Genomic DNA, 14,303 nt, shown 5'->3' with positions numbered 1-14,303 from the left:
CCGCATGCCGAAACCCGCCTCCTGGGGCCTCCTGCTCGCCTTGCTGGCCGCTTTCGGCTTCTCGCTGAAGGCCATCTTCATCAAGCTGGCCTACCCGTATGGCGTCGACGCCATCACGCTGCTCGCCCTGCGCATGGGCTTCGCGCTGCCGGTCTTCCTGTGGGTTGGCCTGGCCGAACACAAGGCCGGTGCCGCCCTGAGCCGGCAGGACTGGGGCAAGCTGCTCGCCCTCGGCTGCCTGGGCTATTACGGCGCCAGCATTCTCGACTTCTGGGGGCTGGAGTACATCTCGGCCGGCCTGGAGCGGCTGATCCTGTTCACCTATCCGACGCTGACCATCCTGATCGGCGTGCTGTTCCAGGGCAAGCCCTTCACGCGTCGCGAGGGCATCGCCATCGTACTGTGCTACACCGGCATCGGCTTCGCCTTCCTGCATGACCTCAACCTCGGCGAGCCCCGCAGCGTGCTGATCGGCGGGGCGCTGGTCTTCGCGTCCAGCGTGTCGTATGCGCTCTACCTGGCGGGCAGCGCACCGATGATCGGCCGCTTGGGCGCCATGCGCTTCGCAGCCCTGGCCATGCTCTTTTCGACGGCGGTGACGCTGGGGCACTTCATGGCGGCCCAGCCCTTCACGGCCTTCATTCAGCCCTTGCCGGTCTATGGCTGGGCGCTGGCCATGGCGCTGTTCGCCACGGTAATTCCGGTTTTTGCGCTATCGGCCGCCATTCGCCGCATCGGTGCCGGGCAGGCTTCGCTGTTCGGCATGGTCGGGCCGATCCTGACCATCGGCTTCGGCTGGTGGCTGCTCGGCGAGCCGATTTCAGCCGAGCAAAGCATCGGGGCCATCTTTGTCGTTGTGGGGATATTGATCGTCAGCCGCCGGTAAAAGCTCAGTTAGAATCCTGAGCATGATCGGCATCCTTCTCATCACGCATGGAAGCTACGGTGAGGCGCTCGTCCAGAACGCCTGCCATGTGCTGAACAAGCGGCCGCCGCAACTCAACCAGCTCGGCCTCTCGGCCCAGGACGACCCACTGGACCTGTTGCCGCTTGCCCACCAGCTGCTGGGCCTTGTCGACGCGGGCGAAGGGGCGCTGATCATGACGGATCTCTTCGGCGCGACGCCCGCCAACCTGGCGCTCAAGCTGCTCGAGCCCGGCCGCGTCGAGGGCCTGACCGGTGTCAATCTCCCCATGCTGCTGCGCGCCCTGAACTATCGCGACAAGGGCATGGCCACTCTTCTCGTCCGCGCCCGCGATGGCGGCCGTGACGGCATTCTCAACATGTTGGACCGTTAAATCATGCTGACCCAGGAAACCGAAATCATCAACAAGCTCGGCCTGCACGCCCGCGCTTCCGCCAAACTCACCCAGACGGCCGGCAAGTTCCAGTGCGAGGTGTGGATGAGCAAGGGCGAACGCCGCATCAACGCCAAGAGCATCATGGGTGTCATGATGCTCGCTGCCGGCAAGGGCTCCCGGGTCAAGCTGGAAACCAACGGCCCGGACGAAGCCGAGGCGATGGCTGCGCTACTCGCCCTGATCGGCGATTACTTCGGCGAAGGGGAATAAGCCAGATGAGTTTCACGCTGCACGGCCTGGGGGTTTCCGGCGGCATCGCCATCGGACGGGCGATGCTGATGTCGCATGCGACGCTGGAGGTATCGCACCTGACCATCGCGCCGCGCATGGTGGACAAGGAAATCGAGCGTTTCGACGCAGCCGTCAAAGCGGTCAAGGAAGAACTGATCCTGATGAAGGAGAACACCGAGCACGCGCCGGCCGAGCTCAATGCCTTCATCGACATCCACACCATGTTTCTGGAAGACCCGGAACTGGCCGAGAAGCCGCGGGAAATCATCCGTGAGCGGCGCTGCAACGCGGAATGGGCGCTGGTTCAGCAGATGGAACACCTGGTCGAACAGTTCGAGCAGTTCGACGATGCCTATCTGCGCGAACGCAAGTTCGACGTCGTGCAGGTGGTCGAACGCGTCGTCAAGGAACTGCTCGGCCACCCCGGCCGGGCGGCGCTGAAGAATGCCAAGAAATCGAAGGAAGAAAGCCTGATCGTCGTCGCCCACGACTTGTCGCCGGCCGACACCATCGCCTTCAAGGAACACCGCTTCGCTTCCTTCATCACCGATGTCGGCGGCGCCACCTCGCACACCGCCATCCTCGCCCGCGGCATGGCCATTCCGGCCGTGCTCGGCCTGGAAAACGCGCGCGGCCTGATCCGCGATGGCGAGTTGCTGATCGTCGACGGCATGCGCGGCGTGGTCATCGTCAATCCCGACCAGCGCATCCTGGACGAGTACCAGTTGCGCAAGGAAAAGATCGAGCTGGAGAAATCCAAGCTCAAGCACCTGAAAACTGCCAAATCGGAAACGATCGACGGCATCGAGGTGCAATTGTTCGCCAACATCGAGCTGCCCGGCGACGTACCGACGGCCCTGGAGTGCGGCGCCGAAGGCGTCGGCCTGTTCCGTACCGAATTCCTCTTCCTCGACCGCGGCGACATGCCGGACGAGCAGGAGCAGTACGAGGCCTACAAAAAGGTGGTCAAGGGCATGGCCGGGCGCCCGGTCACCATCCGCACCTTCGATCTGGGGGCCGACAAGGATCTCAATCCGCAGGCCAGCGCCGGCGACCGCGTCAAGACCAACCCGGCTCTCGGGCGGCGGGCCATCCGCCTGTCACTGGCCGAGCCCAAGATGTTCCACACCCAGCTCCGGGCCATCCTGCGCGCCTCGAAGCACGGGCCGGTCAAGCTGCTCATCCCGATGCTGGCGCACGCCCACGAAATTGACCTGACGCTGGCCGCCATCGAGCAAGCCAAGTCGAGCCTGCGTGGCGAGAAGGTGGCCTTCGACGAGAACATCGCCGTCGGCGGCATGATCGAGATCCCCGCCGCCGCGCTGGCCGTTGGCCTCTTCCTGCGCCGGCTCGATTTCCTGTCGATCGGCACCAACGACCTGATCCAGTACACCCTGGCCATCGACCGCGCCGACGAACAGGTCGCCGCACTCTACGATCCGCTGCACCCAGCGGTGCTGATGCTGATCGCCCATACCCTGGCCAGCGCTGAAAAGGTCGGGGTGCCGGTCTCGGTGTGCGGTGAAATGGCCGGCGACCCGGCACTGACCCGCCTACTCCTCGGCATGGGCCTGCGCATCTTCTCGATGCACCCGGCGCAGATTCTCAAGGTCAAGCAGAAGGTGCTGAAATCGGACATCGCCGAGCTGGCCCCCACCGTGCGCAAGATGCTGCGCCTGGACGAACCGGGCAAGCTGCGCGAGGCCTTGGAAAAACTGAACGGCTGAGCGATTCGCCCGCTCCGCTTGCCGGGCAGTCGAACGTGCGGCGAGCGGAGCAGCGCGTCAAGCAGGAATGAACCGGGTCCGCGCCCCGCCCCTCAGCGGGTCGCGCCCGGTGCCGGCACAACAGCCGCCAGGGTCGGCATCTGGTCACGCCGGGCCGCCATCTGCAACTCGTGGCCATGATGATGCAGATGCTCGCGGCGATGCATCGTGAACCAGCGGTGCGCTGCTGCCGCATCGACTGCCACCCCCTGTCCTGTCTGGTACATCAGGCCGATCTGGAATTGTGAGGCTTTGTCCCCGCGCTCCGCAGCCTGCCGATACCAATGCAACGCCCTGGCGTAATCGACCGCCACGCCATCGCCGTGCTGGTGAATGACGGCCAGGTTATATGCCGCATCCACCTCGCCCTTCGCCGCCCAGAACTGCCAGATCGCCACGGCCCGGGCCGTTTCACCCTTGCGGTGGAGCTTGGCAGCCTCGCGCAAATCGTCGTCCACGCCCGCTGCCGTGACCAACGAGCAGGAGAAGACAAGAGCCAAACCAACGACACCGCGATGAATCGAGAATGACATGGTGAATCCTCCATACAGGGCTCCCGTGCCGGAATGCATTTGGGAAAAGCATCATGGGAGGTGGGCGGCACGGGAACGGGCACATCCTATTGGCATTTTCGTACCTTGGGAATCGGACAAATTGCCGCGCGGCAAAACGCCGCACCACCGCCCTGCGACAATTTGCCGCATTCCTCAGCCACCCCGGGAGAAGGAAAATTCGCGCGCACTAATATACTTTTAATCAGGGAGAACGCATGGGATACCGTATCCACCCCTTGGTGGCAGCAATGGCTGTCGCCTTTTCGTCACTGGCCTGCCAACAGGCCACGGCTCAAACGACCTTGAACGAGGTCGTGGTCAATGCCGGCAAGATCCGTGACGCCGCTACGCCGCAGCAAATCGGTGCGGCCGAGATCGCCGCCCAGCACGCCATCACCCGAGACGCCGCCGCGCTGCTGCGCGACGTACCCGGCGTCAGCCTCTATGGTGCCGGCGGCGTCTCCAGCCTGCCGGTGATCCACGGCCTGGCCGATGATCGCCTGCGCATCACGGTGGATGGCATGGATTTCATCGCCTCCTGCCCCAACCACATGAATCCGCCGATGTCCTATCTTGACCCGACCAACGTCGCCAAGATCAAGGTCTTCGCCGGCATCACCCCGGTCAGCGTCGGCGGTGACAGCATCGGTGGCACCATCGTTGCCGAAACCGCCGCGCCGCAGTTCGCCGCGCCGGGCCAGGGCACACTGGCCAAGGGCGAAATCGGCGCCTTCTTCCACAGCAACAACAATGCCCGGGGCGGCAACCTGTCGGCCACGCTGGCCACCGAGAACATCAGCGTCACCTACACCGGCGCCCTGGCCAAGGCGGACAACTACAAGGCCGGTGGCGATTTCAAACGGTGGACATCAACCGGCCGTATCGGTCATACGATGGCCCTCGATGAAGTCGGCTCCACGGCCTATGAAAGCCGCACCCATACCCTCGGCTTCGCCGTGCGCGGCGGCAACCATCTGGTCGAGGCCAAGTTCGGCTATCAGGACGTGCCTTACCAGCTCTACCCCAACCAGCGCATGGACATGCTCGACAACGAGCAAAAGCGCATCAACCTGCGCTATCTCGGCCAGTACGACTGGGGCATGTTCGAGGCACGCGCCTACCATGAACAAGTTGATCACTTCATGGATTTTGGGGCTGACAAGCGGTTTTGGTATGGGAACGGCGCACCTCCGACCGGGTCCGGTGGCAGCAACGCGGAAAATGGCTTCCCTTGTTCGCCGGTTGGAACATCCACCTGTGCAGCTGGCATGCCCATGTATTCGGCCAGCAAGACAACCGGTGTCAACTTGAAAGCGGATGTCGATCTGGGTGCCAACGATCTGCTGCGCGTCGGGGCGCTCTATCAGCATTACACCCTGCACGACTGGTGGCCGGCCTCGGGCGGCGGGATGATGCCGGGAACCTTCGAGAACATCAATGACGGCAAGCGCGACCGTCTGGGTGCCTTTGCCGAATGGGAGCGACGTATCGGCAAGCAATGGACGACGTTGGTCGGCGCCCGCTACGAGCGCGTTGAAACAGATGCCGGAATAGTTCGTGGATACAACCCCTCGACTAACGGCAGCGCACCGATGTGGAATAACCAACAAATCGATGCCGCCGCCTACAACACTCGCGACCGCAACCGTGTCGACAACAACATTGACCTGACGGCCCTCGCCCGCTACACCCCGAACAACATGACCGACGTCGAATTCGGCCTGGCCCGCAAGGTGCGCTCGCCGAACCTCTACGAACGCTACACGTGGTCGACCTGGGGCATGGCAGCGCTGATGAACAACTTCGTCGGCGATGGCAACGGCTACGTCGGCAACATGGATCTGAAGCCGGAGAAGGCCTACACCGCTTCCTTTACCTTCGACTGGCATGCCACTGACCGTAGCTGGGAGTTGAAGGCAACCCCCTATTACACCCATGTTGATGACTACATCGATGCTGTTCGTTGCAACAATTCGACGACCTGTGCATCGCCCAACGCAACGGCCAACAATCGCTTTGTCACCCTGCAGTACGCCAACCAGTCGGCCCGTCTCTACGGCCTCGACCTCTCTGGCCGCATGCCGCTGGCCAAGACGGGCCTGGGCGAATTCGGCCTGCGCGGCTTGATGAACTATACCAAGGGTGAGAACCGCGATACGGGTGGCAATCTTTACAACATCATGCCGCTCAACGGCAAAGTAGCACTGACTCATCAGTACGGTAGCTGGAGCAATGCCGTCGAACTGGTTGGCGTAGCCGGCAAGAACGACACCTCCTCGGTACGTAACGAAGTGCACACGGCAGGCTACAGCCTGACGCATCTGCGTACCAGCTACACCTGGAAGAATGTTCGTGTGGACTTCGGCGTTGAAAACCTGTTCGACCGCTTCTACTACCTGCCGCTGGGCGGTGCTTACACCGGCCAGGGGACGACGATGAGCGCCACCGGCACCTATTCGCCAGCCTACGGCATCGCCGTTCCGGGCATGGGCCGCTCGATCTACGCCGGGGTGAATGTGAAGTTCTGAACCAGCCCTCTTTCAACAATCTTCCGACCCCGGCGCAAGCCGGGGTTTTTCTTTCAGGCAGTGAGGCATCTGCGCTGCCATACCGGAGAAAGCCGATTCGCCCGGCACAAGCGCTTCAGCGCAAACCGGTTGCCCGCTCGATGTCGATGGCGCTGAGTACGCCCGAAACCTTGCGCTGCCCCCCTTTGCCATCGTACAAAAAGGTTCGCGGCAGCTCCCCCGCCCAGCCAGAGTCGAGGGCATAGGCCAGGGACTCCGGGCTGTCGTTGCCATAGGCGTAGGCAGGGCCGGACAACGCAAAACGCGTCAGTAGCGGCTGATGTTCGGCGGTTGCCACTTCAGCGGCAACCGTCAGCACACGCAAACGCCGGTGCTTTTTCGCCAGGTCAGACAGTATTTGCAGATTCTTCTTGCAATGGCTGCAGTCGAGGGACCACAGCGCAACAACGGTTGGTTGCCGATGCCGGGCAGGGTCCGCCAATTGACTCGCCATCGAACGATCCAGGGGCGTGGGCTCGGCAGCCTGAACGACAGCCGCAAAAATTAGTGCCGGCAAGGCGAGCAGTGCTGGCTTCATGGCTGGGCGAAGACGCGAAAGCTTTCGGCAGCGGTGCGCCAGAAGACGAAGAGCCTGGCCTGGTGCCGAATGACCCGGGGTTGATCGGAAGCGCCATCCGTCGCTGCCAGCGTCCTTTCGACAAAGCTCTTGCCGCCATCCCCGGAGAACAGTGTCCGCAACTGGGTACCCTCGCCATCGAACTCCTTCCAGGCAATCAATACCTTGTCCGCAGCCACCGCCAGATCGGCATGTGCTGCACGAGAGCCGCCCACGGTGCGCTGCCCTTCAATCCGTATTTCATCCCCCGGTAGCCAGCGACCGTAGTGGACACGGCCCTCGCCGTCCTTCTGGTTGAACCAAACAGCGTGACGCACCCCGTGCTCATCGACTGCCAGGGACGGACCGTGGTGCGGGCAGCCATCGACCTTCCAGCGCTCGAAAGTAGCGCGCTGAATGCTATCCACGCTGCCATCCGACTTCAGGCGGGCCAAGGCGTGGTCGCGCTCGTTCGGTTCGAAGACGTGGCGCCACATGAAGAGTGGTGCGCCGTCGCGATCACGCGCGCTGGTCACCCGGCAGCATTCACAGGAATGGTCTGCCAGCTTGTATTCGGGCTGAAAGCTGCGGCCGCCGTCGGTCGACACGGCCGCATAGATTCCGGCACCCCGCCAAGCATTTTTGTTGGCCTTGGCTGCTTCCAGGTCCCGTTTGTCGATCCAGGCCAGAATTACCCGGTTGTCGGGCAGGGGTAGCAGGGATTCGAAGCGGTGGGTAATTTCGGCAGGATCCCGATGGACGGTTTGCGGTGCCGAGAAATTCTGGCCGTCGTCCGCTCTGGCCAAGCGGATGGCGCCCGTATTCGGCTTCGGAAAGGGATGCGTCCATGACACCAGTAACCCACCATCGGCAGCAAATGCGATCTTCGGGCGATTCTCACCATCGGCAGAAATTGCTTCCGGCTGGGCGTTGACAACAGCGGGAGGCGACCATGTCCGCCCCTCGTCGGAGCTACGGTAAATCATCACATGCTCGCCCTGTTTGGCAACCGCCAGCAGGCTGCCATCGGGAGCGAAGATAGCCGAGCTGCCCAACTCCGGACGTGTCGCCTTGGCTACCCGCATGGCGGGCATGACATCGGCCGCCTGCCCGACGGGCACCACCGATGCCAGCACCATGACAGATACCAGGGAGCCTGCTCGGGGCAGGCACTGCCTGACGACATCAATCATCCGCAATAGCCCTGCTGCCAGCCTATGGTTGTTCATCGTGACGCCCCGCTATGCATCAAAGGTCAAACTTTATGCCAGCAAAGAAGGTGCGCTGGGCATAGGGATAAAGTGTGTAGTACTTGGCGTTGGTGATGTTGTCGATCCCCAGCGAAGCCGACCACTGCCTGGCCAACCGGTAAACCACCTTTGCATCGAACACGCTGAAACTGCTGCGCCCGCCATAGACACCAGGATTCGGATCGGTGTATCGCTGGGCGGTCGTATCGTAGAGTGCGCTGTGCTGGCTAGCGCTATAACGCCAGCCCAGGCTGTACGACAGCGCATCGGAAGCATGGTACACGCCGAGTAATGAAGCGCGCCAGGCCGGCACCAACGGGATTTCAGTACCCTCCAGGCCGCGATTGGCCCGGTCTTCCGTGATGCGTGCATGAATGTAGCCAACGCTACCCGAGATATCGAGGCCAGAAATCAGGAAATCGTTCGCCTGCAGCGAGGTCTCGATACCATAGGTGCGAACCTTATCGACGTTCTGGACACTGCTGATGCTGTAGCCCGGAATGGTCGTCAAGTCTGTTTGGGAAATCAGGGCATCGCGTTTTTCTTCGCCGAACAGCGAGGTACGCCAGACGCCCTGCGCCAGGAAACGCTCAACCGTGAACTCCCATGAACCTAAAAATCTCAGTTGGTGATGTGCAGCTTGCTCGAACCGCTGGCAGGCTATGGGTTTGCTGTTGATCGAGGGAGTCACCCGATGGGTGAGTCGAAATTGAAGCGTCTGGACGCCGAGGAAATGCTTTTGTCGTGTGCGGGGGTGCAGACGGCGGGCGGTCGCGTGCGTGTTCGCTGGGAAGCAGATGGCGCGGCCACGCCGATGGGGCAACTGGCGTACTTCATCGAGTTCCTGACCCTGACGGGGCTGTGGTCGGGCTGGCAGGATCGCTGCCCGCTGTCGTACTCGAGCCCGAACGCACCGACCAGGGCCGATGTGCTCGGCACCTGGATGCTGTCGATTCTGTCGGGGCACCGGCGCTACTCGCACGTCACGACGATTCGCTGTGACGGGGTCAATCCGGGGCTGCTGGGGATGAACAAGGTGATCAGCGAGGATGCGCTGCGCCGGGCGCTGGTGGCGATTCCCGAAGACAAAGGGGTGAGCTGGCTCGACGACCACCTGCGCGAGAGCACCGCGCCCTTGCTCGATGTGCCCTGGATTCTGGACATCGACACAACGATCAAGCCGCTGTACGGCAAGCAGGAGGGGGCGGTCGTGTCGTACAACCCGAAGAAGCCGGGGCGGCCTTCGCACAGTTACCACACCTACCTGATGGCCGGGCTGCGCCTGGTGATGGGGGTCGAGGTCAAGGCGGGCAACGAGCACTCGGGCAGTCACACCTTGCCCGGTCTGCTCAGGATCCTCGATGAACTGCCCGCCCATCAGCGGCCCAAAATCGTGCGCGGCGATTGCGGTTTCGGGTCGGACGGCATCATGCGCGAGCTCGAAGCGCGCGCGCAGCCCTATCTGTTCAAGCTGCGCCTGTCGAAGAACGTCAAGCGCCACATCGAGCGTCTGTTCCGGGTCTCGGGCTGGTGCGATGCCGGTCAGGGCTGGGAAGGGATCGACAGCACGCTGGCACTCACCGGCTGGGAGGACAAGCGCCGCGTGGTCGTGCTGCGTCGCGCCTTGAAGGGCGAGATGCTCGTCGCCCAGGAGGACAACGGTCAGCAATTGCTGGGCTTCATCGAGGCCGACCGCAAGGGCGCAAAGCGCATCACCGGCTACGAGTACGCCGTGCTGGTCACGAATCTGGACCACGAAATCCTCTCGCTCGGCCAGCTCTACCGTGACCGGGCCGACGCGGAGAACGCCTTCGACGAGCTCAAGAACCAGTGGGGCTGGGGTGGCTTCACCACGCACGATCTGCATCGCTGCCAACTGTCCGCGCGTGCCGTGGCGCTGATCTACAACTGGTGGAGTCTGTTCGTGCGCCTGGCCAACCCCGAAGCCCGACTCGAGGCCATCACCAGCCGGCCCTGGTTGATGTCCTCGGTCGGTCGGCGCACCGAGCATGCCGGCCAGACCACGATCACGCTCACTGGCCAGCATGCCTACTTCGACAAGGCCCGGCAGGTGCTCGTGCGCGTGTCCAGCCAGCTTCAAGCCTGGATGAGCGAAGCTGCGGAGCAGTTCACCGCCCCATCGGTCTGGCTGCGCTGTTGCGACCATCTCAAGCGCACCATCGCGGCCATCGGGCCACCGGCACCCCTTCGTTTGCTGACCGATCATGCAAACCGGGTGGGGTAACTGAGGTTTTTAGGATGAATCAGCCGTCTCGGGCTTCAGATTCGGGTTGTTGGTCAGCGCTACATTGTAGGGTGCTGGAAAGGCCGCAATTTCAGCGGGTGTCGGGGTCGCACCGCCAACCGTCTTGATGCCGACGTTCTTGAACAACTCCCCCACGGTCGGAAAGCGGACGCCACGACCGTACGAACCTCGCAACATCCAGTCATCGGACGCCTGGTAGGAGAGCGAAGCCTTCGGTGAAAACGCGCTCACGCGCTTGTCCTGGTAGGTGACATTGGTGCCGTTAGCGTAGTTGCTGCCCTTTGATGCCTCCCAGTACTCCTGACGGCCGCCCATAACCAGTTTCCATTTCGGCGAGAACTGCCAAGCATCCTGAATATAGAGCGCATTCGTCGAGGTCTCGCCGCGCGAATTGGCGTTCAAGGTCGCAGGCGCGCTCGATTGCCAGCTTCCGGCAGCAAGGTCGTATTTGTCGGACTTCGTCGTATAGGTGTCACTATGGAAACCAAAGCTGACCTGATGCTCGCTGCTGATGCCGCCATCCGGACGCCAGATACCGCGCAGGTCGACATTGTGCCAGCCGGTTCCGTCGCCAAAAGTAATTGAACCGGCCGTTGCGGCTGAACTCGGCGTTGTGCCGTAGTTGCCGGACGACGCACGAACGACATCCTTGTTCTGGTTGAAATAGCTGGCCACCAGCTCCCAGGCCCAGGTTCCGCCACTATCCGACTTGAGCGATAGCCCGTGCATCAGGTACTCACTCTCCGTATAGCTGGCACTCGGTGCAGTGACCGTATAGTCTTGGCCGTTGATGCGTACATAACGATAGGGATTGACCCCCGACTTGGTGCCATAAATCGTGTTCCCGGCCGCATCACGCAAATAGCTATCGACCGTCTTGTCTGACGTGTTCTGCCAGATGTTGAACGTGTAGGTTGCTCGCACGGAGGGCGTGAAGTCATACGCAACCTTGATGGTCGCATCATCCTTCACGGTGTGGTCAATACTGGTCGCCGCTGTGATGACCCGCTGGTTGTTGGCAATGTCACGGTCGAATACTGCACCGTTGACCACGGTGTATTGTCCCGCGACTGCCGGCCCCCCAGATTTGGCCGTCGCCGAGCTGAAATCCGTCGGATGACTGCGATTGTCCAGCCGATCCACGCTCAACCAGAATGACCAGTCACCGATCTTGTTGCCCAGCGTGGCTGCAGCGTGTTGGCCGTTGAAATTGTCGTCGGTGCCGTACAGCTTGAAATTCTGAGTGAAGACATCCAGTTGGGCATGCGCCTCGAACTTGCTCGGCATGTGTGTGCTCATCAACACCACGCCACCGACCGAGTTACCCGGATAGAGCGCAGAGAAGGGACCGTAGATGACGTCAACCCGGTCGATCGAATGCTGAGACACCAGCCCCCAGCGTGGCCCGGGACAACAGCTATTGGTCAGAAAGTTCGACAGCAGCAGGCCGTCGGCATAGACGATGGTCTGGGCGCTGGAATTGACACCATACATCCGCATGGCCAAACCCCCGTTGACGTCGCCGATAAAACGTTCGCGCACATGAACGCTGGGCAGATACATCAACGCTCCGGATGATGAAACGGAGTTGACGCTCTCGGCGATCTGCTTGGCTGTCACGCTTTCCGTACTGGCCGGCACGTTGGCTGGCAGTGCGCTTTTGTCGCTTTTGACGACCATCTCACCGAGATGCTTGTCTTCGCTCTGGTCTGCTGCCAAAGCCCCTTGACCTGGCAGAAACGCCGCTGCAACGGCGAGCGCAATCGCCTTCACTCCGAAAATATGCTTGTCCAACGCCACCCCCTCAAAAAAGCGCTCCCCCTGAAGGAGCGGAAATCGCGGCTACCGCGCCGGTTCCGTCACGAAAGCAATCTTCACGACCCCCGCCCGCTGGGCGGCCGCCATCACGTCAGCCACTTTTTCATAAGCCACCTTGCGGTCAGCGCGCAGGTGTAGTTCTGGCTGGCGGGGGCTGGCCGCGGCGAAGCGGTTATCCAGCGCATCGCGATGGATGGCTTCGCCATTCCAGAAAAGCAGGCCATCGCCATCGACGGCCAGCTGGATCACCTCGGGCTTGTCATCAAGCTTGGTCGCCGATACCTGCGGCAGGTCGATCGGCACCGCCTGCTGGAAGAGCGGGGCGGTGATGATGAAAATGACCAACAGGACGAGCATCACGTCGACCAACGGCGTGGTGTTGATCTCGGCCATCGGCTGGCCGGAGCCCCCTTCGTCAAAGCTGCCGAATGCCATGATCAGGCCTGCCGGCTGGCCCGGACGGCACCGAGCTCGACCAGGTTGGGATTGCTGCCGACCCTTGCCCCCGTCGTCAGGTAGGCATGCAGGTCATGGGCAAAGCCGTCGAGCTGGACGGAAACCAGGCGATTGGCCCGGGTGAAGGCGTTGTAGGCGAGGACGGCCGGGATGGCGACGAAAAGGCCGGCTGCCGTCATGATCAGTGCCTCGCCGACCGGGCCGGCCACCTTGTCGAGCACGACCTGCGTCGCACCGGACAAGCCGACTAGGGCGTGATAGATGCCCCACACCGTCCCGAACAGGCCGATGAAAGGCGCCGTCGAGCCGACCGAGGCGAGCAGGGTCAGGCCGCGCTCATTGCGGGCCTGGGTATTGACGATGTGCGAACGCATCGAACGCGTGATGAACTCGCTGGCATTGACCCCCGCCCCGATGCCGCGCGTCGCATTCTGCTGGTGCGACTGGGCAGCGTGGGCACCGGTCAGCGCGAGACCGGAGAAAATGCCGGACGGGTCATCCTTGCGCAGGCCTTCGAGCGCTTCGGGCAGCGAATTGGCATGCCAGAAGCCAGTCAGCGCGCGGTCCTGCGAACGCGAAGCCCGCCAGGTGGACAACAGCTTGCTGATGATCACCGACCAGGAGGCAAGGGAAAGCAGGGCTAGGATGGCCGCTGTCGTGTGAGTGACCAGGTCGCCCTGGCTCCAGAAATGGGCGAGGCCCAGTTGCGATTGCATGCTTGCTTCCTCCGGAAATCAATCAAGGGCAAAGGTGATCGGAACGACCACCGACGAATCGACCGCTTCCTCGCCCCGCCGGGCAGGAACGAAGCGCCAGCGGCTGACTGCGTCGGTCGCTGCGGCATCGAGCCGCGGAAAGCCGCTCGATTTCGAAACGGCGACATCCAGGGCTGTTCCCTGGGCGCTGACACGGACCTTCAGCAGCACCTTGCCCTCTTCGTTCAAGCGGCGGGACAAGGCGGGATAGACGGGTTTGGGGTTATGCAGGTAATCGGCATCGAAGCGGGCCGCTACGATCGCCACCGGAGCAGGTGCCGGGTCCGGGGCCGCTGCTATCGGAGACGGGGGGGGCGCAGGCGGCTGCGGCGCCACGACAAAGCTGCTCGGGGCAGCCGAATTGGTCGCGGCGAGCACCGGCTGCGGCTGAACAACAGGTTGCTTGCGCACCGGTGCCTTGCTTGGCGGCGGCGGAACCGGTTTGGCCTCGACGACAGGCGCCTCGACCATGGGCAAAAGACGGACGCTAATACTGGACGGCAGGGAGATCAGGTCATTCCTGACCGAAACCACGAGCAGGGCATAGATCAGGGCGAAATGGAGCAGGCAGACGACGAGCAGATTGACCACTTGCTCGCGGCGCGAACGAGGGTTCTCCCCGGTATCGAGCGGCGGCAACCCGGCCAGGCAGGCCCCATCTGTTTGCCCCATTTGAAAACTCATGTTTCGACACCGACTTGGAAGAGTGCGGATTGTAGGAAA

The 14,303-nt window shown here is 62.4% G+C and carries 14 protein-coding genes; 6 read left to right on the top strand and 8 right to left on the bottom strand.

The genetic code is table 11. From position 1 onward, the window contains the following. Positions 1-4: 4 nt before the first annotated feature. The 4 genes from K420_RS0105220 to ptsP are packed head-to-tail and all read left to right on the top strand — an operon-like array spanning position 5 to position 3,319. A complete protein-coding gene (locus K420_RS0105220; RefSeq protein WP_027457132.1) occupies positions 5-886 on the top strand; it encodes a DMT family transporter in 882 nt (293 codons plus the stop codon). A gap of 22 nt (positions 887-908) precedes the next feature. After that, the gene (locus K420_RS0105215) at positions 909-1,298 is read left to right on the top strand and encodes a PTS sugar transporter subunit IIA (RefSeq protein WP_027457131.1); all 390 of its coding nucleotides are present in this window, start codon (positions 909-911) and stop codon (positions 1,296-1,298) included. Positions 1,299-1,301: 3 nt separating this feature from the next. Then, the gene (locus K420_RS0105210; RefSeq protein WP_027457130.1) at positions 1,302-1,571 is read left to right on the top strand and encodes an HPr family phosphocarrier protein; all 270 of its coding nucleotides are present in this window, start codon (positions 1,302-1,304) and stop codon (positions 1,569-1,571) included. Between the two features lie 5 nt (positions 1,572-1,576). Beyond that, positions 1,577-3,319: a phosphoenolpyruvate--protein phosphotransferase gene (ptsP, locus tag K420_RS0105205; protein WP_027457129.1), complete on the top strand. Its 1,743-nt coding sequence runs from the start codon at positions 1,577-1,579 to the stop codon at positions 3,317-3,319. 92 nt (positions 3,320-3,411) lie between these two features. On the opposite strand, the gene K420_RS18205 is transcribed toward ptsP, so the two are convergent. After that, positions 3,412-3,891, bottom strand: a complete 480-nt coding sequence (locus tag K420_RS18205) for a tetratricopeptide repeat protein (RefSeq protein ID WP_198293801.1) — start codon at positions 3,889-3,891, stop codon at positions 3,412-3,414. 236 nt (positions 3,892-4,127) lie between these two features. On the opposite strand from K420_RS18205, the gene K420_RS0105195 reads away from it, so the two are divergent. Then, a complete protein-coding gene (locus tag K420_RS0105195; protein ID WP_027457128.1) occupies positions 4,128-6,440 on the top strand; it encodes a TonB-dependent receptor plug domain-containing protein in 2,313 nt (770 codons plus the stop codon). Positions 6,441-6,555: 115 nt separating this feature from the next. Here the strand turns inward: K420_RS0105195 and K420_RS0105190 are convergent, their stop codons facing one another. The 3 genes from K420_RS0105190 to K420_RS0105180 form a co-directional block, all read right to left on the bottom strand. After that, positions 6,556-7,017 (bottom strand): TlpA family protein disulfide reductase, encoded by a 462-nt coding sequence (locus K420_RS0105190; protein WP_027457127.1) that lies wholly within the window; start codon positions 7,015-7,017, stop codon positions 6,556-6,558. Continuing rightward, a complete protein-coding gene (locus K420_RS0105185; protein WP_088177829.1) occupies positions 7,014-8,174 on the bottom strand; it encodes a sialidase family protein in 1,161 nt (386 codons plus the stop codon). Before K420_RS0105185 ends, K420_RS0105190 begins: the two co-directional genes overlap by 4 nt. A gap of 109 nt (positions 8,175-8,283) precedes the next feature. Next, a complete protein-coding gene (locus K420_RS0105180) occupies positions 8,284-8,976 on the bottom strand; it encodes a TonB-dependent receptor domain-containing protein (protein WP_027457125.1) in 693 nt (230 codons plus the stop codon). 3 nt (positions 8,977-8,979) lie between these two features. On the opposite strand from K420_RS0105180, the gene K420_RS0105175 reads away from it, so the two are divergent. Continuing rightward, positions 8,980-10,530 carry a transposase gene (locus tag K420_RS0105175; protein ID WP_027456290.1) on the top strand — a complete coding sequence of 517 codons (1,551 nt, stop codon included), beginning with the start codon at positions 8,980-8,982 and terminating at the stop codon, positions 10,528-10,530. A 9-nt stretch (positions 10,531-10,539) separates the two neighbouring features. On the opposite strand, the gene K420_RS18200 is transcribed toward K420_RS0105175, so the two are convergent. The 4 genes from K420_RS18200 to K420_RS0105155 are packed head-to-tail and all read right to left on the bottom strand — an operon-like array spanning position 10,540 to position 14,252. Next, positions 10,540-12,345: a TonB-dependent receptor gene (locus tag K420_RS18200; RefSeq protein WP_051452963.1), complete on the bottom strand. Its 1,806-nt coding sequence runs from the start codon at positions 12,343-12,345 to the stop codon at positions 10,540-10,542. Between the two features lie 48 nt (positions 12,346-12,393). Next, complete coding sequence (locus tag K420_RS0105165) at positions 12,394-12,804, bottom strand: ExbD/TolR family protein (RefSeq protein ID WP_027457124.1); 411 nt, start codon at positions 12,802-12,804, stop codon at positions 12,394-12,396. A gap of 2 nt (positions 12,805-12,806) precedes the next feature. Then, complete coding sequence (locus K420_RS21035; protein WP_027457123.1) at positions 12,807-13,541, bottom strand: MotA/TolQ/ExbB proton channel family protein; 735 nt, start codon at positions 13,539-13,541, stop codon at positions 12,807-12,809. A gap of 18 nt (positions 13,542-13,559) precedes the next feature. Beyond that, positions 13,560-14,252, bottom strand: coding sequence for an energy transducer TonB (locus K420_RS0105155; protein WP_051452962.1), 693 nt, complete (start codon positions 14,250-14,252; stop codon positions 13,560-13,562). Positions 14,253-14,303 lie beyond the last annotated feature (51 nt).

Origin of the sequence: Dechloromonas agitata is5 (assembly GCF_000519045.1) — a bacterium.
Taxonomy (GTDB): Bacteria; Pseudomonadota; Gammaproteobacteria; order Burkholderiales; family Rhodocyclaceae; genus Azonexus; species Azonexus agitatus.
Note: the sequence above shows the minus strand (reverse complement) of the source record. Positions and strands in the feature narration are given on the sequence as shown.